General features: G+C 42.6%; 18 protein-coding genes. 6 read left to right on the top strand and 12 right to left on the bottom strand.

Annotated elements, in window-relative coordinates:
* Nucleotides 1–139: 139 nt before the first annotated feature.
* The 4 genes from RMZ95_RS20775 to RMZ95_RS20760 all read right to left on the bottom strand — a co-directional run bounded on the left by RMZ95_RS20775 (nucleotide 140) and on the right by RMZ95_RS20760 (nucleotide 4,877).
* On the bottom strand, nucleotides 140–1,498 hold the full coding sequence (locus RMZ95_RS20775; protein WP_322683300.1) for a polysaccharide biosynthesis/export family protein: 1,359 nt from the start codon (nucleotides 1,496–1,498) through the stop codon (nucleotides 140–142).
* Nucleotides 1,499–1,730: 232 nt separating this feature from the next.
* Nucleotides 1,731–2,453 carry a cyanoexosortase B system-associated protein gene (locus RMZ95_RS20770; protein WP_322683299.1) on the bottom strand — a complete coding sequence of 241 codons (723 nt, stop codon included), beginning with the start codon at nucleotides 2,451–2,453 and terminating at the stop codon, nucleotides 1,731–1,733.
* A 209-nt stretch (nucleotides 2,454–2,662) separates the two neighbouring features.
* Nucleotides 2,663–3,556, bottom strand: a complete 894-nt coding sequence (gene crtB / locus RMZ95_RS20765; RefSeq protein WP_322683298.1) for a cyanoexosortase B — start codon at nucleotides 3,554–3,556, stop codon at nucleotides 2,663–2,665.
* Nucleotides 3,557–3,683: 127 nt separating this feature from the next.
* Complete coding sequence (locus RMZ95_RS20760; RefSeq protein WP_322683297.1) at nucleotides 3,684–4,877, bottom strand: DegT/DnrJ/EryC1/StrS aminotransferase family protein; 1,194 nt, start codon at nucleotides 4,875–4,877, stop codon at nucleotides 3,684–3,686.
* A 717-nt stretch (nucleotides 4,878–5,594) separates the two neighbouring features.
* Between RMZ95_RS20760 and RMZ95_RS20755 the strand changes: the two genes are divergently transcribed.
* Together RMZ95_RS20755 and RMZ95_RS20750 are read left to right on the top strand one after the other, a co-directional pair.
* Nucleotides 5,595–7,148, top strand: coding sequence for a GAF domain-containing sensor histidine kinase (locus RMZ95_RS20755; protein ID WP_322683296.1), 1,554 nt, complete (start codon nucleotides 5,595–5,597; stop codon nucleotides 7,146–7,148).
* Between the two features lie 329 nt (nucleotides 7,149–7,477).
* Nucleotides 7,478–8,896: an IctB family putative bicarbonate transporter gene (locus RMZ95_RS20750; RefSeq protein WP_322683295.1), complete on the top strand. Its 1,419-nt coding sequence runs from the start codon at nucleotides 7,478–7,480 to the stop codon at nucleotides 8,894–8,896.
* Nucleotides 8,897–8,951: 55 nt separating this feature from the next.
* Here RMZ95_RS20750 and RMZ95_RS20745 read toward each other — a convergent pair whose 3' ends face one another.
* Both RMZ95_RS20745 and smpB read right to left on the bottom strand, forming a co-directional pair.
* Nucleotides 8,952–9,239, bottom strand: a complete 288-nt coding sequence (locus RMZ95_RS20745) for a WGxxGxxG family protein (protein ID WP_322683294.1) — start codon at nucleotides 9,237–9,239, stop codon at nucleotides 8,952–8,954.
* 182 nt (nucleotides 9,240–9,421) lie between these two features.
* On the bottom strand, nucleotides 9,422–9,889 hold the full coding sequence (gene smpB / locus RMZ95_RS20740; protein WP_094349892.1) for an SsrA-binding protein SmpB: 468 nt from the start codon (nucleotides 9,887–9,889) through the stop codon (nucleotides 9,422–9,424).
* 652 nt (nucleotides 9,890–10,541) lie between these two features.
* Between smpB and RMZ95_RS20735 the strand changes: the two genes are divergently transcribed.
* On the top strand, nucleotides 10,542–11,225 hold the full coding sequence (locus RMZ95_RS20735; RefSeq protein WP_322683293.1) for a response regulator transcription factor: 684 nt from the start codon (nucleotides 10,542–10,544) through the stop codon (nucleotides 11,223–11,225).
* A 61-nt stretch (nucleotides 11,226–11,286) separates the two neighbouring features.
* Here RMZ95_RS20735 and RMZ95_RS20730 read toward each other — a convergent pair whose 3' ends face one another.
* The 4 genes from RMZ95_RS20730 to murC all read right to left on the bottom strand — a co-directional run bounded on the left by RMZ95_RS20730 (nucleotide 11,287) and on the right by murC (nucleotide 14,971).
* Entirely contained in the window at nucleotides 11,287–11,766 is a 480-nt protein-coding gene (locus RMZ95_RS20730; protein WP_322683307.1) for a low molecular weight protein-tyrosine-phosphatase, read from the bottom strand.
* Between the two features lie 83 nt (nucleotides 11,767–11,849).
* On the bottom strand, nucleotides 11,850–12,197 hold the full coding sequence (locus tag RMZ95_RS20725; RefSeq protein WP_322673862.1) for a YbaB/EbfC family nucleoid-associated protein: 348 nt from the start codon (nucleotides 12,195–12,197) through the stop codon (nucleotides 11,850–11,852).
* 185 nt (nucleotides 12,198–12,382) lie between these two features.
* On the bottom strand, nucleotides 12,383–13,384 hold the full coding sequence (murB, locus tag RMZ95_RS20720) for a UDP-N-acetylmuramate dehydrogenase (RefSeq protein WP_322683292.1): 1,002 nt from the start codon (nucleotides 13,382–13,384) through the stop codon (nucleotides 12,383–12,385).
* Between the two features lie 123 nt (nucleotides 13,385–13,507).
* On the bottom strand, nucleotides 13,508–14,971 hold the full coding sequence (gene murC, locus RMZ95_RS20715) for a UDP-N-acetylmuramate--L-alanine ligase (protein ID WP_322683291.1): 1,464 nt from the start codon (nucleotides 14,969–14,971) through the stop codon (nucleotides 13,508–13,510).
* 403 nt (nucleotides 14,972–15,374) lie between these two features.
* On the opposite strand from murC, the gene nadD reads away from it, so the two are divergent.
* Complete coding sequence (gene nadD, locus RMZ95_RS20710; protein ID WP_322683290.1) at nucleotides 15,375–16,001, top strand: nicotinate (nicotinamide) nucleotide adenylyltransferase; 627 nt, start codon at nucleotides 15,375–15,377, stop codon at nucleotides 15,999–16,001.
* A gap of 117 nt (nucleotides 16,002–16,118) precedes the next feature.
* Nucleotides 16,119–17,132: a type I glyceraldehyde-3-phosphate dehydrogenase gene (locus RMZ95_RS20705; protein WP_322683289.1), complete on the top strand. Its 1,014-nt coding sequence runs from the start codon at nucleotides 16,119–16,121 to the stop codon at nucleotides 17,130–17,132.
* 79 nt (nucleotides 17,133–17,211) lie between these two features.
* Here RMZ95_RS20705 and thiL read toward each other — a convergent pair whose 3' ends face one another.
* Nucleotides 17,212–18,234, bottom strand: coding sequence for a thiamine-phosphate kinase (gene thiL / locus RMZ95_RS20700; RefSeq protein WP_322683288.1), 1,023 nt, complete (start codon nucleotides 18,232–18,234; stop codon nucleotides 17,212–17,214).
* Between the two features lie 90 nt (nucleotides 18,235–18,324).
* Here thiL and RMZ95_RS20695 point away from each other — a divergent pair, with 90 nt between their 5' ends.
* On the top strand, nucleotides 18,325–18,912 hold the full coding sequence (locus RMZ95_RS20695; protein ID WP_322683287.1) for a Uma2 family endonuclease: 588 nt from the start codon (nucleotides 18,325–18,327) through the stop codon (nucleotides 18,910–18,912).
* Between the two features lie 39 nt (nucleotides 18,913–18,951).
* Here RMZ95_RS20695 and RMZ95_RS20690 read toward each other — a convergent pair whose 3' ends face one another.
* Nucleotides 18,952–20,058: a peptidylprolyl isomerase gene (locus tag RMZ95_RS20690; protein ID WP_322683286.1), complete on the bottom strand. Its 1,107-nt coding sequence runs from the start codon at nucleotides 20,056–20,058 to the stop codon at nucleotides 18,952–18,954.
* Nucleotides 20,059–20,187 lie beyond the last annotated feature (129 nt).

The following is a 20,187-nucleotide window of genomic DNA, read 5'->3' as shown; positions in this document are numbered from 1 at the left end:
CAAGTATGCTATCAACTTCCTACTGTATATATCGGTTGATATCTTTAAGACTTTTCCATTAATAAATTCAAATATTCAGTTAGAGATGTGGTTTTTTACACTCCAAACTATTTCTAGGTTGTATCCTTCTTTAATGTTACTAATTCGATCCACCACCGATGTTGTCAAAAAACCGGAGAAAAGATTGAACATTGAAGAAAGGTTGGGTAATGGTGGTCAAGAAATTAGTAATTCTACCAATGAGGTTCCGACCAACAACAATAACATCGTTATCTTGAAGTGCTACATTTTGCGATGCATCACCGCCTAGAGCTTTTTTAGCATCAAGTTTTTGGGTAACAGCTTTGCCTCGTTCCGAATCAAAGCGAACCAGAGCGATATCTCTCAGATTAGCAGTGTCTAGATTTACACCTCCCAAAGCATCTACAAATGTACTGCCGTTAGGCAGTGCTTGAATGGAAAGACCACCCGCAGCGTAGTTTAAAACTCGGACTCTAATCTGTGGTGTAGCCAAGGATGAACGTGCTACTAAATTGCGGTCATAACCATCCTCACTACCAACTTCACGACGGGGTACGAGTATCGCATCTCCGTCTTGTAAGCGTAAATTCGGGATTGAACCGCCATTTTGCAGTGCTGCGTATAAATCAATCGTTTGTGAAATCACAGAACCATCGATTAACTTTCGGCGTACTTGCACTTGTCGCAGGTCTGCATTCAACGTTGAACCACCAGATACTAGCAAAGCATCAGCAACACGAGGTGTTGGTGAATTAATTGGATAAATTCCTGGTCGAAATATTTCCCCACTAATGGTAACTTGAACTGGTCGCGTTCCTGCCAAGGATACTACCACGATTGGATCTGGGAAAAAGCGACTCAAGCCCAGGCGAATTTTTTCTTGAGCTTCTTCTAGAGTTAAACCTTTTAATGACACCGTTCCCACTTGTGGCACGATGATGTTGCCTTCTGGACTAATTACAGCCTGAAAACTGAGGTCTGGACGCTGCGTTACTAAGGCTAAAACTATGATTGGATCGACAACATAACGATTTAAACCCAAGCGAATTTTTTCTTGAGCTTCTTCTAGGGTTAAACCTTGTAAAGAAACTGTTCCCAATAACGGCACCGCAATATTACCTTCTGGGTTGATTAAAGCTTGAAAGCTTAAATCTGGAAAGCGCTGAACCGAAACGCTAATTCCATCCCCTATGCCTAAGCGGTACGGGCCGGGAGGACGCTGAAGCACAACACCAATTGCATCTCCTGGCCCCAAGAGGTAGCGACTGAGTTGCGGAGAAATTTCTTCATTTACACCACTAGGTGCAACTTCATTAACTGGCACAGGCGAGGGGAATAGGTTTGGTGATTGTCCTTGAGATCGAAAAGGCTGGGCGACAACAAGTTGGATAGGTGTTGTTAAGAAAACTCCTACTTGAAGACTGACAAAACACAAGGCGCTGAATCCACGCATATAATAACTAGCATCTATGAACATTGGTGCAGAAAATATTTAGATAGAAATTAGTCGCGCCGAGTGGTTATTTTACTCTAAAAATGCCTTCAATGTCTCTTTTACCTACAAGTATTTACCAAGAAAAAGAGAATAATTTTGCTAAATTTAATTTCTAACTTGATGTTGTTAACATCATTTTAGATGAGTTTCAGCCTGAACACAATTTATAGAGATACTCTTGATAAATCTCTGCGCAAGGGCATCAAAACAGACTCTACAAAGGGCCTGCCATTAATGCAGCTTGAACTGTTTCCCCAATAGACTGAGCTAAAGACCAAGATGTTTCTACCTGACCCAAAGGTTCCATTGGAATCAGAATGCTCACGCCAACCCAAGGAGTGCGTTGCTTGCGCCATTGTGCTAGTTGATCTGCCAAGAACCAGTGAAAAGGTGATGGATTTCCCCCGTCTGGCATAGCATACCATTGCAAAACAGCGAAGGTTTGCTGTGGTGTGGAGGCACGAAAGAATCTAGCTTCTACTTTAGTTTCGACATTAGAAGCCAACTTTGCAGATGGTTTCACAGTAAATTCCGCAGAACGAGATTGAGCTATATCCCACTTTCCCCAGCGTGACCTTCCCCAGCCGTTAACATCTGTCCACTCTACCTCTGGTTGATCCATAGGCCCATTTTGCGGCAATAAAAGCAGGATTGCCTGGGATTCGGAACCTTCTTTTTTAACTACCTGCAAAGACCAATTATGTTCACCAATTTGCTGTTCTGCTTGTTCAATGGTTTGCCAACCAGGAAGGGTTAACCCAGTCTTGCGAATCTGTTTTAATTCGTGGAGGGTAGGAACAGGGGGCGGCTGTTTCCATTGCCAGTGTCCTGTCAGATATCCGGGAACCCCCGCCATTGCTAGCAGCAGTAGCAATAATAAAAGTGCTGCTACCTGAGTCAATTGGTTTTCCTTGAAAAATTTAGAGAAGGAAATCATCAGTAAAATTTGCAATACTTAGGCAAAATCTTACTTTATAAAATCACATTGTGAGTTCAGTAATATTTAGGACTTACGTATAAATGATGAAAGATTAAAAGAGTTAGGAGGGGAGAGTGAAGAACAGGGGAGAAGTTGCAGAAAATTTTCCCCTCTGCTCCTGTGCCAATGCCCAATGCCTAATGCCCAATGCCCAATGCCCAATAGTTCTAAGTTTCTGCCTCTTGCTCAGTTTCTAGAGATGCTGAAAAATAGGTATTAATCCAATTCAGTAAGGGCACTAGTGACACCAGCATACAAGCAGAATAGAGATCGCCACCCCAACCCTCATGCAGCCATTTAAAAGCCGCTTCTTGACCCGTGCCGTGAAAGAAAGTCAGTAAAGTATTACGAATGATGTTGGCAGTAACGCTAACGATCGCAGCAAGAGATAAAAACGATATAGTTGTCCGCCGTGAAGACAAAGCATCTGTCCAATAAAGCAGCATCAAGCCCACGTAGAGAGTCGTAAACAACATTTTCAGCCCTGCACAATAGGGAGCAACTTCTACAATCCGTCCTCCCACGTAAAGATTGATCTCATCTACGGTTACTTCCATCCCAAATTGATTCAGTATGAAGCCTGCTGTGCCAGCGATGAAGCTTTGGAGAGGCATGGTATAGGGAGCAATGAGATAAGGTAATGCTGTTGGGGTTGCTAAAAATACTAGTAGTAGAGGGAATCCTTGTAATCGCAAACCTGCTATTCCCTTAAACCACAGGCATAATCCGATTAATATCACGGGCAAAGAAAGGTTAACCCACTCTGTAACACCGCTAAGATAAAAAATTGCCCCTAATAACAATAAAACAGCGCCCAAAGGATTGATCGTATCTGGCAAACGTTTCCACTTTTTCCGGTTCATCCAGCCCAGATAAGCCGCAAATGGTAGACCAATAATTCCGTGGCTGAAATATTCGTGTTCTGTACTGATATTTTTGTGCAGCCAACCATCCAACCAGTGTAGCAATATTGGAGCATAAAGCAGCAGCAAAACGCCTAAAATAGCTATATTTAACAAGCCTGATGCGTTTATATTTTTAACCTGTTGCTGGAGTGCCATGATTTTCAGTATTAGTCATTGGTCATTGGTCATTAGTCATTGGTCATTAGTCATTGGTCATTTGCAAAGGATAAATGAGAAAAGACAAATGACAAAGGACAAAGGACAAATTAAGTATGAATTAACTTCAGGCTACCACGCTGCCCAGGTCAGCAGTAGATAGATTATCTCCCTGATAACTTGTTGAGACTGCATTGGCGATCGCTGCTACAACTTCTTTGACTTGGCTACTACTTAAACCAGGATACATCGGTAATGATAATATTTGCTTTGACAACTTCTCTGCTTGGGGAAAATCTCCCAGTTGATAGCCTAAATTGGTGAATGCTGGCTGGAGATGACAAGGAATTGGATAGTGAATGCCAGTTTGAATTCCCACCGCCGTGAGTTTTTCCTGGAGTTGCTGGCGTTCTATTGGGCAAGAATCATCTACTTTAATCACATAAAGATGATAAACGTGTCCTGTATCACTTTGATTTTCTATAGGAATAATTCCAGCAGTTGCCAAGGGTGCTAGTTCATTATCATACTGCTGGGCAATAGTCAGGCGATCGCGATTCCACTGCGGCAAATATGGAAGTTTTTTGTGTAAAATTGCTGCTTGCAAAGTATCCAAGCGGCTATTTGTACCTGGTTCAGTATGAAAATACTTTTGCGATGCACCATAATTTCGCAAGCGTACCATCTTCTGGGCTACATCTGAATCTCGTGTCAGCAGCATTCCCCCATCCCCAAATGCTCCTAAATTTTTGCTGGGATAGAAACTAAAAGCTGCTGCTATTCCTATTGAACCAGCGTAATATCCGTCTCTTTGGGCCAGATGTGCTTGGGCGGCATCTTCAAAAATTAGGAGTTTGTAGGTATCGGCAAAGTTCACTAAATCGCGTGGTGATACCATCTGACCATAGAGATGCACGGGGATAATTGCTTTAGTCTGAGGCGTAATTGCCTTTGCTGCGGCTTCTAAATCAATTAAAGCAGTTTGGCGATCGCAATCTACCAAAATTGGCTTGGCGCCAGCACGTAGCACCCCAATTAAGGTGGCGACAAAAGTATTTGCGGGTAAAATCACTTCATCGCCAGCACCAATATTACACGCTTGTAATCCCAGAGCGATCGCATCTGTTCCTGATGCCACACCAACTCCATAAGCCGTACCAGATACTGCCGCAAATGCTGCTTCAAAATCTGAAAGTGCTTGTCCTAAAATAAAATCTCCCCGTTCCAATACAGATTGGATTGCATCTTGCAATTGCGTTTGAATTGGTTCATGTTGTAACTTTAGGTCTACAAAAGGAACTCTAATAGCCATTTTATTCATTACCAGTCGTCCTCAAAAAATGTTTCCTCACATGGAAAAAATAGAAAACCTTGTACAATTTTCGGCATGAAATTGTCGTAGATTTAATCTATTTGGATAAAGGCTTCGATCGATTATTTAGTCGGTTATGGTTTTCAAAATCACGCCCTCTTAATTTGAGTGCCCGAAGTTGCCATCAGACTTCTCTCAAAATTCAAAAAGTTCAGAAACTGGGCTTTTCAATAATTTGGTAGTTTGCTAATCCGTAGGGATATGGTTAGCCTATTTAGGTCATCTTGCACTAGGATTATCATCTCTGGGTGCTAGTTGTTATCAGTAAAATGTCTATATTTTATTACATTAACATCTATTTTTTTAAGTAAATTTACCTTGAATGTTCCAGTCAAAATTTTCCCTTATATAGATAAAGAATGATAGCCCCTTTGTATTGTATCCTTAGCATTAGCTTACCCTGGCTGAATTCAAATCTAACGCAGTCTGATTGGAAAATCTCAAGCGATAAAGACTACATCAGTGCTAAATAAAGAACATTCAGCACCAGTAACTAGTAACTAGCAGACACCACATCTTGGCTTAATGCAAGGGAGAAAAAATTTTTGCCCTAAATTTGTTTGTCAGAGGCAAAATTAGGGAATGCTTAAAAATAGCAATTGATAACCTAGAAATAGGACTTGGATCAATTAACACAATAGAGAAATTATTAAGGTAGCAGTGGCAATGATAGAGCCTGAAAACAAATTATTTGCCCTAAAGGATGGTTGGGATTCTCATGAATCAAGAGAACAGCAACGCCTCAAAGCTTTGTCCGATTTAGGTTTGCAGCAACCAGAAACGATTCCGGTTTTTGAAGAAGCCACACAGACTGCTGCCCACTTTTTGGAAGCACCAATTTCGATATTGGGATTTGTGGATCAAGAACGCCATTGGTTCAAATCGGCGATAGGCTTATCTAGACTAGGACTAATGAATCATTTGGCACAAAGCCGCCAACTACTACGCCGGGAATCATTTTGCACTCAGGTAGTAGACAGCTTTCAAGTATTTGTAATTAATGATACGCATAAACTTACCGATCCAGTACTTGCTGGCAGCAAGTTAGTGCAAGATTATGGTATTCGTGCTTACTTAGGAGCGCCATTAATTGATGCTGAGGGACATTGTTTAGGTGCATTAGCGGTGATGGATTTAGTCCCGCGCAATTTTACAACCCGAGATATTGAGTTTTTACAAATCATTGCTCGTTGGAGTATGAGTGAATTTGAACGTAATAGACTCCTGCAAGGGAAACTCGAATCAAGCGCTGCCAAGAACGTTCCGATATTTTCACTGAATGAGGAACGTAATACTGATATTAAAATCACTGCATCCGCTCAAGATAACGACTCTGTTTCTACTAAGCAACTGAAGCTAGAACTTTTGAGTCAGCTAACTCAGGAATTACGCACGCCCCTAACGTCTGTACTCGGTATGGCTAGTGTTTTAGGACGTGAGATTTATGGGCCTTTGACGACTAAGCAGAGAGAATATTTGGAAATTATCCAACACAGTGGTCGGTACTTACTTTCCCTAGTAAACGAAATTACCGAACTAGGAGCGATGGACGAAAACTCAACTGTACTAAATCTAGCTCCCGTGGATATTGAAATGCTATGCCAACAAGCTATCAATACCCTAGAAGAAGTAGCTAATCGCCGCGAGCAAGATATTCGCCTGTCTATAGAACCAGGCCGCAATCGCATTTGGCCTTTAGATAAAGACAAGGTGCGGCAAATGCTTTATCATCTGGTTTTCAGTGTGATTCAACTTTCGGCTACAGGTAGCATTGTTCGCATTCATGTTTCTTATAAAGAAGATACGCTCAACATTACTATTTGGGTTTCTCATCCCTGGTTAGGGGATGGCATAACAGAGGTCGATCCTTACTTCCGTCTCAATTCTTTGTCGCTGCTGGAGCTTACAGGTGAGATCGCAACTTACAATACTCATACAGAAAGACAAGAACAACTAGATACTTCATCAGTAGCAGTGGAAAATTCCAAAAACTTGAGTGATTCCCACTCAAACTTCTTTGCTAATAGTTCAGGTATAAATTTAGCTAAATCACATGGAAGTCTTTCTCGTGAAAGTTTAGGCCTATTACTAAGTTGTCAACTGGCAGAATTGCACGGTGGACATATTTTGATTCAAGGTTCACCAGAATCAGGATATCGTTATGTGCTTTCTTTGCCACTGCAACTAGCGACTTCCTCACAAGCAATTAGCGATGTCTAATTGTGGGGATTGAAGAAGGTGGGGCCCCCTCTGGGGATAAGGGGTAATGGAGATTGGGAAAGACGTATTTTCTATTTAGATTTGATTAATTCTCTGTGTGCTTCTGCGCTTACCTATGCCTTTAAATTTCAACCCTCAATTCGCCACTATTTTACATCAAGCTGTACTCAGTATATGAAGAACTATTCTTAACTTTCTATTGGCTGATGGCTAGGAATAAGAGCGCCATCGCGTGATGTGCAATTTCTGTTATTACCTTTTTATAGCTATAGGCATTATGATCGATTCCAAGTTCTGCGTCGGCAGGCTAATCGATCGCAATGTTTTTTATGAATTTAGTCTGGCAACGATTTACTCTATCAACTTTACCGCTCAAAGAATATCTTGCTACCAGTTATGTACACCGCTCTCTGGTGGGATTGCTAAGTTCTTGGCGGCAAACTAGCGTCTTGCTTCAATGGGGAGATGCGATCGCAGCGGCTTTACTCAGCTTAATATATGCTCTAGCACCTTTTGCTTCGAGTACATTGGTGGGTTTTTTGCTGGTGGCTTGTGTCGGATTTTGGCTGTTGTTGACTATATCTGATGAAGTAACACCAGCAAATGTCTCGTCAGTCACTCCCATTCACTTGCTGGTATTGCTCTACTGGGGAGTTGCCGCAGTTGCAACGGCATTGTCACCAGTGAAAAAGGCGGCACTTAACGACTTGGGAACCTTGACCTTGTATTTGCTACTATTTACCCTTTGTGCCAGGGTCTTAAGGTCGCCTCGCCTCCGTTCTTGGATTATCATCCTTTATCTGCACGTATCGTTAATTGTTAGTGTATACGGGTTGCGGCAATGGTTTTTTGGAGCCACAGCATTGGCAACTTGGGTCGATCCAGAATCTCCTATGTCTAAGACTACAAGAGTCTACAGTTATTTAGGCAATCCCAACTTATTGGCTGGATATCTATTACCAGCAGTAATTTTTAGCTTAGTGGCAATTTTTGCATGGCAAAGCTGGCCTAAAAAGGCTCTAGCATTAACAATGCTAATTGTCAATAGCTCTTGCCTAATTCTGACTTTTAGTCGTGGTGGTTGGATTGGACTAGTGGTGGCAGTTTTAGCTGTGATGGCATTGCTAGTTTTTTGGAAAAGCGTGGAAATGCCTCGTTTTTGGCGTACTTGGTCAATACCGATTGTTTTAGGAGGTTTGATCGGCCTATTGGTGCTAGCAGTGATATTTGTAGAGCCAGTGCGGCTGCGAGTATTCAGTATTTTTGCCGACCGTAAGGATAGCAGTAATAATTTTCGCCGAAATGTGTGGGATGCTGTATTTGAAATGATTCGCGATCGCCCGATTTTCGGCATTGGGCCTGGTCACAACTCTTTTAATAAAGTTTATCCCCTTTACCAACGCCCTCGTTACACTGCTTTGAGCGCCTATTCGATATTGTTTGAAGTGACTGTAGAAACTGGCTTTGTTGGTTTAGCTTGTTTTCTCTGGCTACTAATTGTCACATTTAATACCGCATTTTTACAAGTGCAACGATTGCGACAAATCAGAAGTGTAGAGGGATTTTGGTTAATTGGGGCGATCGCTATTTTGTTGGGTATGCTAGCTCACGGCACCGTAGATACTGTCTGGTATCGTCCTGAAGTAAATACCCTCTGGTGGCTGATCGTTGCCTTAATTGCCAGCTACTGGACACCTTTAGCTCAAAACCAGACAAATACAACTAACTCAGATCCAGCAATAAATTAACATAAATAAATTGTCAGTTGTTTTCTTACCGGACAACTGACAACTTTTGAATTGTTTAATCTCTGTAAGTAGTAGCACTTGGAGCATTAGGGTCGCGATAAGCTACAGATTCGCGATCGTTCTTTTTGCCAGCCAACCCGCCTAGACCGAGTAAACCAAGCAATCCTAGCCAACCCCAATCAAAATCGTTGCGATTGTCAGTAGTCGTTGTTGGAGCAGTAGTAGTAGTACTAGCTCCAGTGTCATTAGTTGTCTGAGCTTGTGCAGATAAAGTTAAAGGTAAAATTCCCATACTCAAGGTGAGAACGCCAGCGCCAACAGCGGTAATGAAATTACTTTTCATAGTTGTGAAAGTTCCTGATGCTATTTGAAGTCACTCACCACTGTATCGAGTCTTAACTTTAACAAAATCAATCTGCGGCTATAAACTCGGCATTTTCATAACTCACGCTGTAGACATACAGCATGGTTTTCACAGCAGTCTGTTTCTCATTCTTGCTGTGGTAGTTTAGCAACATTGAATCCTCAATAACTTTTCATGGCCCGTTGAATGTCACGCTGGTCTTGGCGTCGTTTCAGGTCTTCTCGTTTATCGTGGAGCTTTTTACCTTTGCCAAGAGCTATACTGACTTTTAGCCAGCCTCGTTTGAGATACATTTTCAAAGGGATTAAAGTTAAACCCTGCTGTTCAACTTTGCCAATTAGCTTACGGAGTTCTTGACGATGCAATAGAAGCTTGCGTGTACGCCGTGGTTCATGATTAAAATATTGTCCACTAGCGTTGTAAGGCGAGATATGCACATTGATCAACCATGCTTCACCATTGCGAAGCAAAGCATAGCCATCTTGGAGATTGACTTTCCCCGCACGAATCGACTTCACCTCTGTTCCTGTCAACTCAATTCCAGCTTCGTAAGTTTCTAGAATTTCATACAAATAACGGGCTTGACGGTTGTCGCAAATAACTTTGTAACCTTCGTTCTTGTCGCTCATTGATAATTTTGTGTGCTTTAAATGTACCTAAAAAATTATTTGGATTGGCTTGTGAATTATACGGTGTATCTTAGAACCGCTATAAATGGTGAACTGTATATCACTAATTTAGCTTTTCTAAGTTCACAATTAAGGTTTTCTGGCAATTTTAAGTTAGCTGATACCGATTACCTCTAAGATTTCATAGAACAAGTTGCTTGAGCAACTTGTCTCACTAAGCCTGATTTTGTGCAGTTTCACAAATAGGACTTACACATCAAGTAAAGGCAATACCTTGTGGTAAGCCGATCCTCTAGGAAAAACTCCGTGTAACTTGCTTCTTGGCCTTTACATGAATTGTCTCTACAGAAAATCAAGATTTTCACTTCTCTTTTGCATAAGTCCTGACAAAGAATTGGTATGACGCTAATGATGAGTTGTTACAAATTACAAAGCTCTCTATGCCTCCTAAGCACAGGGAGTCTAAGGTGGTTACATTTCGTTAACCTTCCTAATGATTTAAGATTTCCTTTATAAATAAACCCTGAGAGCAGTCATTAGCTGGTAATCCTGTCATAGTATGAAACATAAGAACACTATTATTGTCTGTGTTCATTAACGGAGTACATAAAAGCAAATTTCTGAGTAAAAAAATGCTAGGGGTGTATTATCCATGCCCTTGACGATCCTTGTAGTGGATGATGATTTGGGCACTCGTCTGTCTGTTAGCGACTATCTTGAACTGTCTGGCTACTCAGTGATCGTGGCTAATGACGGTCAAGAGGCTTTGTTTATGGTGGATGAGTATCATCCTGATTTGATTGTCACGGATATTGTTATGCCACGGATGAATGGCTATGAACTGGTGCGCCGGGTGCGTCAACAACCAGTGTTTCGTTTATTGCCTGTAATTTTATTAACGGCACGCATTAAGACCCAAGAAAGAATTCTCGGCTACCAGTCAGGGTGCGATTTATATTTACCCAAACCTTTTGAACTGGAAGAGTTAGCAGCAGCAATCCGCAATCTTTTGGAGCGATCGCAAATTATCCAATCAGAGTATCGTTTTTCTCATAAAGACAGTTTGGGCATCTCCGGCTTGACAAAAGCGGGGGATGCCCATAATTCTCTGTCCACTCAAATTCAGAAATCTCATCTGCACTCAGCCCTAACTCACAGAGAACAGGAAGTCTTAGAGTTATTAACTCATGGTCTTTCTAATGCCGATATGGGTCTTCAGTTACACCTGAGTCCTCGAACTGTGGAAAAGTACGTTAGCAGTTTATTGAGAAAAACCTCAACCAGCAACCGCGCGGAATTAGTCCGTTATGCGATGAAGCATGGTTTGGTGGAATAAAAAAGTTAGGAGTTAAAAGTGAGGAGTGAGGAATTAAAACTCCTAACTCCTGACTTCTAACTCATAACTCTTCACTTTTAACTTTTGTCAGCAGACCTTCACAAGCATCGATCAGTAAATCAATAACCTGATTAAATCCCTCTTGACCACCGTAATAGGGATCTGGAACTTCCTTTAGAGTATGCCGAGAGCAAAACTCGCACATCAAACGTACTTTATGCTGATATTGCTTAGTTCGATCGAGAGTGAGGATGTTGTCATAATTTTCTCGATCCATAGCCAAAATCAAATCAAAGTCTTGAAAGTCTGACTTTTCAAACTGGCGTGCTCGACCACGCAGTTTAATTCCCAACTTAGTAGCAGCCGCAGCACTCATACGTCTGTCAGGTGGACTACCAACGTGATAGCTAGATGTACCAGCAGAGTCACAGAGGATATGTTCGCTCAAGCCAGCCTGCTCAATTAGATGATTCATGATATTTTCTGCCGATGGCGATCGGCAGATATTACCTAAGCAGACAAACAGCAACTTGTAAGGCATAGATATACTTTGTCCTTTGTCAATAGTCATTTGTCCTTTGTCCAATGACTAATGACTAATGACTAATGACCAATGACCAATGATTAAAATCCAGGTAACTCCAACCCACTGGTTAATTCTTCCATGCGTTCCCGCATTGTTGCTGTGGACTTGTTGTAGGCTTCTTTCATTGCCACTGTTACAAGATCGGAAAGTACTTCTGCACCTTCTGCTAAAGCATCTGGAGAAATTTCTACCCGCTTGGGTTCTTGGTTTCCACTGACAATCACCCTTACAAGACCACCGCCAGATTCTCCTTGAATCTCCATTTGCTCCAATTCTTCTTGGAGTCGCTTTGCGCCTTCTTGAACTTGCTGCGCTTTCTTAAAAGCTTCGGCTAATTCTTTCATTTTTCCTAAACCAAAGCCGAATCCCTGTCCTTTTCCTGTCATAATTATTTGTACGCGTATGCGTTGAATAACAAATCAAATTCAATTATAGATGCGGTAAGTAATTTGACTCTTTTTTTACCAATAATTAATGCGTCATAGAGTGGGGAGTATGGAATAGAGAGTAGGGAGTAGGACATTGGTTATTAATTCTTCTCCCTCATCTCCCAATTCCCCATTCCCCATTTTTATCCACAAGCACCTTGAAACTCTCCGAGCATTTTGACTTCTGGCTCTAAATTAATAGACCAACGTTCTTGTACTTGATGTTGGATGTGGCGAATGAGACAGAAGATATCACTAGCTTTTGCTCCACCACGATTAACGATAAAATTAGCATGTAGTAATGCTACTTGTGCTCCACCAATTTGGTAGCCTTTGAGACCAGTTTGTTCAATTAACCAGCCAGCACTGTAAGGTTTGGGATTGCGAAACACACTACCACAACTGGGAAAGTTGTATGGTTGAGTGCTTAACCGATGCTTTTTGTGTTCTTTGGTAATTGCTACAACTTTTGCTGGGTCTGCACCTGGCGCGAGTTGTAAGGTGGCTTGGGTGACTATGCGATCGCCACCTTGCAATAATGAAGTCCGGTAGCTATAACCTAACTGTTCCGGGGTTAGAGTTTCCAGCGTACCATCGGGTGAAAGTACCTCGGCACTAACTAACATATCTGCGATACAGCTATTATGTGCCCCTGCATTCATTACCACTGCACCTCCGGCTGTTCCAGGGATACCAACAGCCCACTCCAATCCTTGCCAGCCTAACTCTGCTGCCGCCCATGCCAAGCTAGGAATTGATTCTCCGGCAGCAACGGTTAATTGACCGGTTTGGGGGTCAAAGTTGCTGAAGCGGAGATGACGAGTAGCAATGACTAAGCCTGATATACCACCATCACTCACCAGCAAGTTAGAACCTGCTCCCAGTGTTGTCACCTTTAGCTCGCGTTCTTTGGCGTATTTAAGACTTGCTTGCAGTGCTTCTAAGTTTCGGGGGGCAACGTATAAATCAGCGGCTCCCCCAACTCTATAGGAAGTAAACGCTGACAAACAAGCCTGGGACTTGAGCGCACAATCAGTATTGGGTAAGTAGATTACTTCACTCTCCACCGAATTAGTTATTTGGGGTTTCTTTGTATTCAAAGCAGAAACTGTGCAGACGTTTCCAGCTGCCTGGGAAATGGTCATCTTTACTTTTTTGGTAAAATTTTTACATTGATTTACCGCAAATATACGGTAATAGAGTTCACAGATGAAACCGTTGCGAGAGGAGCGCTTTACTCAGAAATAAAACTTCGCAAAGGTCTTCACTTAGGATGTGGCTTTAGCCGGCTCACAAAGTGTCGTAATTACTTCCGGAATGACCTGGTTCAAGTTTCCAGCCCCCAAAAACAGCGCCAAGTCTCCTGGGCGTAGTGTTTGTAGCAAGTACTCATACACTGCGGGTAAAGTTGGTTGATAAACGACCTGCGAATGCTGTTTAGCAATTTCTGCCGTTAGACGTTCACCACTAATTTGCCCTAAATTCGGTTCGCCTGCACTGTAAATATCAGTTAGCACTACCAAATCAGCATGAGTAAATGACTCGGCAAATTCATCTAAAAAGGTCAGTGTACGGCTATAGCGATGGGGTTGGAAGATGGCAACCACTCTTTGCCCTGGTCTTGCCTGTAAACGTGCTGCGGCGAGAGTAACGCGAATCTCGCTCGGGTGATGAGCATAGTCATCAATGAAGGTAATGCCATTGACTTCGCCTCGGAACTCAAAGCGTCGTCTTGCTCCTTCAAAGGTGGCGATACCTTTGGCAATTGCTCCAAATTCTAAGCCCAAAGCGCGACCAACAGCCACTGCGGCTAAAGCGTTGCTGAGATTGTGCCGACTGAGCAACCGCAACGTCAACACACCCAAAGCTCTGCCTTTTTCCCAAACCAAAGCCGTGGTACCATCAGCACGATAATCAATATTAGTGACGGTGTAATCAGCGTCGGTATCTGAGTGTAAGCTGTAGGTAATTGTGGGTTGCAAGCGATCGCGCACTGTCGCACAGTCAATGCTACCTATTAAAGTTTTACAACCCTTAGCAAATGTCTGGAAGGTGTCAATGACTTCTTCTAATGTATCGTAGTGGTCAGGATGATCGAGTTCAATATTGGTGATGATGCCAATTTCGGGAGCGTGTTTTACTAAAGAACCATCTGATTCATCTGCTTCGGCTACCAAATATTGGCTTTGTCCCAATCGAGCATTACCGGACCATGCATTGACTTCGCCACCGACTAAAATCGTTGGGTCTAGGCCTGCTTCTAGAAGCATATAGCCAATCATACTACTGGTTGTAGTTTTGCCGTGGGTTCCTGCCACTGCAATACTGTAGTAATCGGCAATTAAAGCTGCTAGGACATCTGAACGATGTAAAACTGGACAACCTAATTCCAGCGCTGCTTTGTATTCTAAATTATTAGTGTTAATTGCTGTTGAACAAATAACTTGAGGCAGTTTTGACTTAGTATCAGTAGGTAATTCTTCTGGTGAATTTAATACTACTGGATTAGCTAATACCTGAGGTTGAAAGAATTCGAGATTGCTTGCCTCTTGTTTACCAAAAATATGAGCACCGATAGATTCCAATTTGTGCGTAATGTGGTTAGGACGAAGATCCGAACCTGATACTGGAAATTGACGCTTTGCAAGAACGTATGCCAGAGCAGACATACCTATGCCACCGATGCCAATGAAATGAAATGGTCTACCACTAAAATCTACAGAATTAGTCATTTATTACTCCTTTTACACCACACCACACCATAATCACAAATGACACGCGTATCATAACAGGATTTTGATTTTTACCGTAACTACTTCTGTATCATGTTCATGTTTGATGCCCAAATGATGTTTCTGCTCTGGCTTTCCTGGTTGAGAATGATTTTACCTTGGTTGGAGGTTTTTGCTATTTCGGAACTGTTCTTAAGATTATTCTGAAAATTTTGGCTGCATCGGGAAAGAAATTCTTGTAATGTCAAATACATATTTTTGGCTACCTTACTGGAATTGGCTACATAATACATTGTTTAGTGAAACTAATTTGAAATTGCATCAAGTTTAGGCGTGAATTGAGTACAATAGTACATTGGTAATGAAACTATTTTTCAATTGCATATAACCCAGGCTTATCTGGATGCAGCAACTAGCAATTTTTGGTGGCACATTCGATCCAATTCATTGGGGACACCTGCTCGTAGCCGAGACAGCTTTGCATCAAGTATCCCTGGAAAAGGTAATTTGGGTGCCATCCCTAAACCCTCCTCACAAAGAAGCAGCTTTGTTTGAGCATCGCGTGCAAATGCTGCAATTAGCCATCAAAGATAACCCAGCATTTACTGTCTCACTAGTGGAGACTAATCGCTTTGGGACTTCTTATGCCATTAACACCCTGATTGACTTATCTACTTGTTACCCAAATACTCATTGGTACTGGATTGTGGGCTTGGATACTTTCCAAACCTTACCCGGTTGGTACCGGGGACACGAATTAGCACAAATGTGTGATTGGTTAATCGCACCCCGACAGCTAGGTGGTGAGACTATAACTCAAAGCAAATTAATCTGCAAGCAAGTGGAGCAACAACTCAAAAAGCAGTCTTTGCTCATTCACTGGCAACTCTTGAATATACCTTTAGTAGGAGTTTCGTCAAGTCTAATTCGCAAATTTTGCCGCGAACGCCAGTCAATTCGTTATTTAGTCCCAGAATCGGTCAGATCATATATCACTAACAACAATCTCTACTCTTACAAATCTGAATAAATTATGTGTTTTTTTATTGATCTAACACTTTATGGTTAAAAGTGCCCCCCCCCTTTGCGATATGATTGGGGTCAACGATATCAACATAATAAGCATAAATACAGAGGGCAAGACACTGTGATTAGAGTTGCAATCAACGGTTTCGGGCGGATTGGACGTAACTTTGCGCGTTGCTGGGTGGGTAGAGAAAATAGTAAAATCGATCTTGTCGCTATTAATGACACTTCAGACCCTAGAACTAATGCTCACCTGCTGAAGTATGACTCCATGCTAGGGAAGATCAAGGGTGCTGAGATTAGTGCCGATGATAACTCTATCATCGTTAACGGTAAGACCATTAAGTGCGTGTCCGATCGCAATCCCGAAAACTTGCCCTGGAAAGATTGGGGAATTGACCTAATTATCGAAGCAACCGGGGTATTTACTAGCAAAGAAGGAGCGCTCAAGCACGTAAATGCTGGAGCCAAGAAAGTTCTGATTACCGCTCCTGGTAAAAACGAGGATGGTACTTTTGTGGTTGGTGTAAATCATCATGATTATGACCACAACAAACACCACATTATCAGCAACGCTAGCTGTACTACCAACTGCTTGGCACCGATTGCCAAGGTGTTGAACGATAAGTTCGGCATCATCAAAGGTACGATGACCACCACCCACAGCTATACAGGCGATCAGCGCTTGCTAGACGCTTCTCACCGGGATTTGCGACGGGCGAGGGCCGCAGCGATAAACATTGTACCCACTTCCACTGGTGCAGCAAAAGCAGTGGCGCTGGTTATCCCAGACCTCAAAGGCAAGCTAAATGGCGTTGCCTTGCGCGTACCAACCCCGAACGTCTCAATGGTAGATTTCGTAGTTCAGGTTGAGAAGCGTACTATTACTGAAGAAGTTAACCAAGCTCTCAAAGATGCTGCCGAAGGCCCACTTAAAGGTATTTTGGACTACAGCCAACTAGAACTAGTATCTTCCGATTATCAAGGTAGTGATGCTTCTTCGATTGTTGATGCTAGCTTGACTTTGGTTATGGGCAATGACTTAGTAAAAGTTATGGCGTGGTATGACAACGAGTGGGGTTACAGCCAACGAGTTTTGGATTTGGCAGAGTTGGTAGCCCAGAAGTGGCAATAATTAATTTGTCATTAGTCATTAGTCATTGGTCATTGGTCATTGGTCATTAGAAAAAGGACAAAGGACAAAGGACAAAGCACTATTGACTAAAATGTTGAAATCCCTGGCTAAGATTCAGAACTTGGTCAGGGAATTTTTTTTGCTCGTCGTGCAATATTACTGTCGATCCGGCTGTAATCCTGCCTGCGATCGCAGCACCTTCTCCAAGATGTTGCACTAAGGCTGATGCTAATTCTTGTGGTAAGCACAGTACTAATTCAAAGTCTTCGCCACCATATAGAGCATATCTTAGCGCTTGGTCTGGTGTCAGCCAATGGTTAAAAGTTTTTGCTAGGGGAATTTGTCTGTGTTCTAAAACAGCGCCAACGCCACTCGCACGGCAAATTTGGATAATCGCATCTGCCAAACCATCGCTGCTATCCATACCAGCAATGGAGAGTTGGGAGTTAGGAGTTAAGATTTTCCAAAGGATTGGTAAGACATCTAATCGTGGTTGTGGACGTTGATGTGCGCGGATTAGAGCCGTGCGTTCTGCATCTTTGAGGTTTTGTCCTAATTCGGGATGTAAGAGGATTTCTAAGCCAGCGTGGGAGGCTCCATGAACGCCTGTAACGACGATCGCATCTCCGGCAACAGCAGCAGAACGGCGAATAATTTGACTAGGGTTAACTTGACCAAAAGCGGTGATTGCCAGAGTAGTAACAGGCGATCGCACCACATCACCCCCAACAATTGGGGTATTGTATTTTTGCAGGCATTCTGTCATTCCCTGGTACAAGCGTTCTACCCAACTCACCCTAAGTTCACCGGGTAGTGCCAACCCAATAGTGATTCCCAATGGAGAAGCACCCATTGCTGCTAAATCTGATAAATTTGCAGCAGCAGCTCGCCAACCAGCATCTTCTGGGGAAGTGGTGAGGTTGCTAAAATGCACGCCATCAACCAGTACATCTGTAGTCACTACCAAAGATTGCCCTGATGCAGTCTCAAGTACTGCTGCATCATCGCCGATAATTTCTGGAGGACAAAAACGCTGTAATCTTTCTAAAAGACCTTGTTCACCAATGTCTTTTACTTGTTGAGAAGATAACTCACTGTTCACAATCGGTTTTCCGTGTTGCAAAATTACGAAGAAAACTGATGATTTACTTTACTGTTTTAAGATAAAGGTATCGTCTAGGAGTCAGTTGGAATGGTAACAACACCAGTAACCAGCATCACATTTGAGGAGTACTTAACCTATGATGATGGTAGCGATTTCCATTATGAACTGGTGGATGGCAAGCTAGAGCTAATGAATCCACCTACTATTGAACATTTCCTGATTGCCAAATTTCTTGAGCAATCGCTAGATGCAGAAATCAAACGTTGTAACTCTACTTGGCTGTGTTTTCGGGAAAGTGGGGTGAGAACGGGTAGAAATAAATCTAGGTTGACTGATTTGTGTGTAGTGACACTGGAACAAGCTAGAGAATTGTTAAACGCTTCAGCAGTATTTGAGTCACCACCGTTACTAATTGTCGAGGTGGTTAGTCCAGAGTCGGTGAAACGGGACTATCGTTATAAACGCTCAGAATACGCGGCCTTAGAGGTTGCTGAATATTGGATTGTAGACCCACTTGAAACAAAAGTTTCAGTGTTACTACTGGAAGATGGTTTTTACGAAGAAACATTTTTTACCGCTACTCAGCAAATTGTATCACGAACTTTTCCAGAATTAGCGATCGCAGTTGATCGGGTATTCACCGCCGGAAATCTAAATCAGGGGAGACGCGATTAATCGCGTCTGTACAAGAATTATTCTCCCCCTACTCTCTTCTTATGCAGCTTGCGGCTGAACCAGATTTTCTATTCCTTGAACCACGGTTGCTGATTCAATTTTGTCACCAGCTTTCAATTTATCCAAAACTTCTTTACCTTCGGTGAGATAGCCAAAAACGGCATAGCGACCATCCAATAGGTTGCGTCCGGCGGGGGTGAGTTCTGGTTCAAACAAAAAGAAGAAAAATTGTGATGAACCACCATTTACTTCACTTTCGGGACGAGCCATCACTACTGCACCAAAGGCAGAAAAAGGTAAAACTGGCATATCAACGTAACGTCCAGCTTCTTCTAAAGTAATGCCATAAGTAGGTGCTTTATCGCCTTTAACTAAGATTTCTAAAGGAATAGCGCGATATTTGCCCGTTTTTGGGTCAATAAAACCCACATCTTTCCCAGCAGGATCTCCAGTTTGCAGAAAGTAAGACTCTTCAGAACGGGTAAATTCTAAGCCATTATAAAAACCCCTCTGTACCAAATCTACAAAATTCCCAGCAGTCACAGGAGCGCTGTAACCGTCTACAACAAGGGCCAAATCGCCTTTGTTAGTTTTAATTTCTACAGTGGCACGACCTTTAAGTTGCGGCAGATTACTGTACTGGGCAGGCACTTCAAAGGGGAATTGTTTCACCATTGACTCTTCTAGCTGAGTAACGAGATTTAGTAGTTTACCTCTCTCTTCCAGTATTTGTTCTTTATCTTTGCTGTTCGCCAATTCTTGCAATTTACCCACCCCAGATTTCAACTCGGTAATCCAAGCTTCGGCTTGGGGTTGGCGTTCTTCAGGAACGCTTGTTAAGATTTGGGAAGGTTTATCGAGAATGCGGGATGCTTGGCTGATGTCTTTGGAAATAGCACCCCAACGCCGATTCGCCCGCAGTTGGGCAGAGATGTCCTCTAAGCTGCCTTGTAGTTGCTGCACAGGTTTGTTATCTATCGGGAGTGCATACCGCAACAAAGCCTTTCCGTCGGTAATTGCATTGCCGGCTGGCAGTGCGGCGCTACTGGAGGGAGTCCACCCAGCTGTAGTTATGCCTAAAAATATTGTTACCAGCAGTATTGCCATTAGGCTGTTCTTCAGCCAGGATTTTAATAAGTTAAGCATGGGATAACTCAAATGCAGCATTGAATATGTTGACTGGACGTAACCCAATACGGTTCGGATAAGCAGGGGAGGCAGGGGAAGCAGGGGAGGCTCTTGAGGAAAGAGGGTTTTTAGTAATTCTTCTCTCCC

Origin of the sequence: Nostoc sp. DedQUE07, assembly GCF_034530975.2 — a bacterium.
GTDB lineage: Bacteria > Cyanobacteriota > Cyanobacteriia > Cyanobacteriales > Nostocaceae > Nostoc.
This window is presented reverse-complemented; position numbering and strand designations above follow the sequence as displayed.

What these genes read in the sequence shown, in the direction of transcription:
- RMZ95_RS20775 (WP_322683300.1), bottom strand. Translation starts at nt 1,498, where the DNA reads ATGTTCATAGATGCTAGTTATTATATGCGTGGATTCAGCGCCTTGTGT.
- RMZ95_RS20770 (WP_322683299.1), bottom strand. Translation starts at nt 2,453, where the DNA reads ATGATTTCCTTCTCTAAATTTTTCAAGGAAAACCAATTGACTCAGGTA.
- crtB (WP_322683298.1), bottom strand. Translation starts at nt 3,556, where the DNA reads ATGGCACTCCAGCAACAGGTTAAAAATATAAACGCATCAGGCTTGTTA.
- RMZ95_RS20760 (WP_322683297.1), bottom strand. Translation starts at nt 4,877, where the DNA reads ATGAATAAAATGGCTATTAGAGTTCCTTTTGTAGACCTAAAGTTACAA.
- RMZ95_RS20755 (WP_322683296.1), top strand. Translation starts at nt 5,595, where the DNA reads ATGATAGAGCCTGAAAACAAATTATTTGCCCTAAAGGATGGTTGGGAT.
- RMZ95_RS20750 (WP_322683295.1), top strand. Translation starts at nt 7,478, where the DNA reads ATGAATTTAGTCTGGCAACGATTTACTCTATCAACTTTACCGCTCAAA.
- RMZ95_RS20745 (WP_322683294.1), bottom strand. Translation starts at nt 9,239, where the DNA reads ATGAAAAGTAATTTCATTACCGCTGTTGGCGCTGGCGTTCTCACCTTG.
- smpB (WP_094349892.1), bottom strand. Translation starts at nt 9,889, where the DNA reads ATGAGCGACAAGAACGAAGGTTACAAAGTTATTTGCGACAACCGTCAA.
- RMZ95_RS20735 (WP_322683293.1), top strand. Translation starts at nt 10,542, where the DNA reads ATGCCCTTGACGATCCTTGTAGTGGATGATGATTTGGGCACTCGTCTG.
- RMZ95_RS20730 (WP_322683307.1), bottom strand. Translation starts at nt 11,766, where the DNA reads ATGCCTTACAAGTTGCTGTTTGTCTGCTTAGGTAATATCTGCCGATCG.
- RMZ95_RS20725 (WP_322673862.1), bottom strand. Translation starts at nt 12,197, where the DNA reads ATGACAGGAAAAGGACAGGGATTCGGCTTTGGTTTAGGAAAAATGAAA.
- murB (WP_322683292.1), bottom strand. Translation starts at nt 13,384, where the DNA reads ATGACCATTTCCCAGGCAGCTGGAAACGTCTGCACAGTTTCTGCTTTG.
- murC (WP_322683291.1), bottom strand. Translation starts at nt 14,971, where the DNA reads ATGACTAATTCTGTAGATTTTAGTGGTAGACCATTTCATTTCATTGGC.
- nadD (WP_322683290.1), top strand. Translation starts at nt 15,375, where the DNA reads ATGCAGCAACTAGCAATTTTTGGTGGCACATTCGATCCAATTCATTGG.
- RMZ95_RS20695 (WP_322683287.1), top strand. Translation starts at nt 18,325, where the DNA reads ATGGTAACAACACCAGTAACCAGCATCACATTTGAGGAGTACTTAACC.
- RMZ95_RS20690 (WP_322683286.1), bottom strand. Translation starts at nt 20,058, where the DNA reads ATGCTTAACTTATTAAAATCCTGGCTGAAGAACAGCCTAATGGCAATA.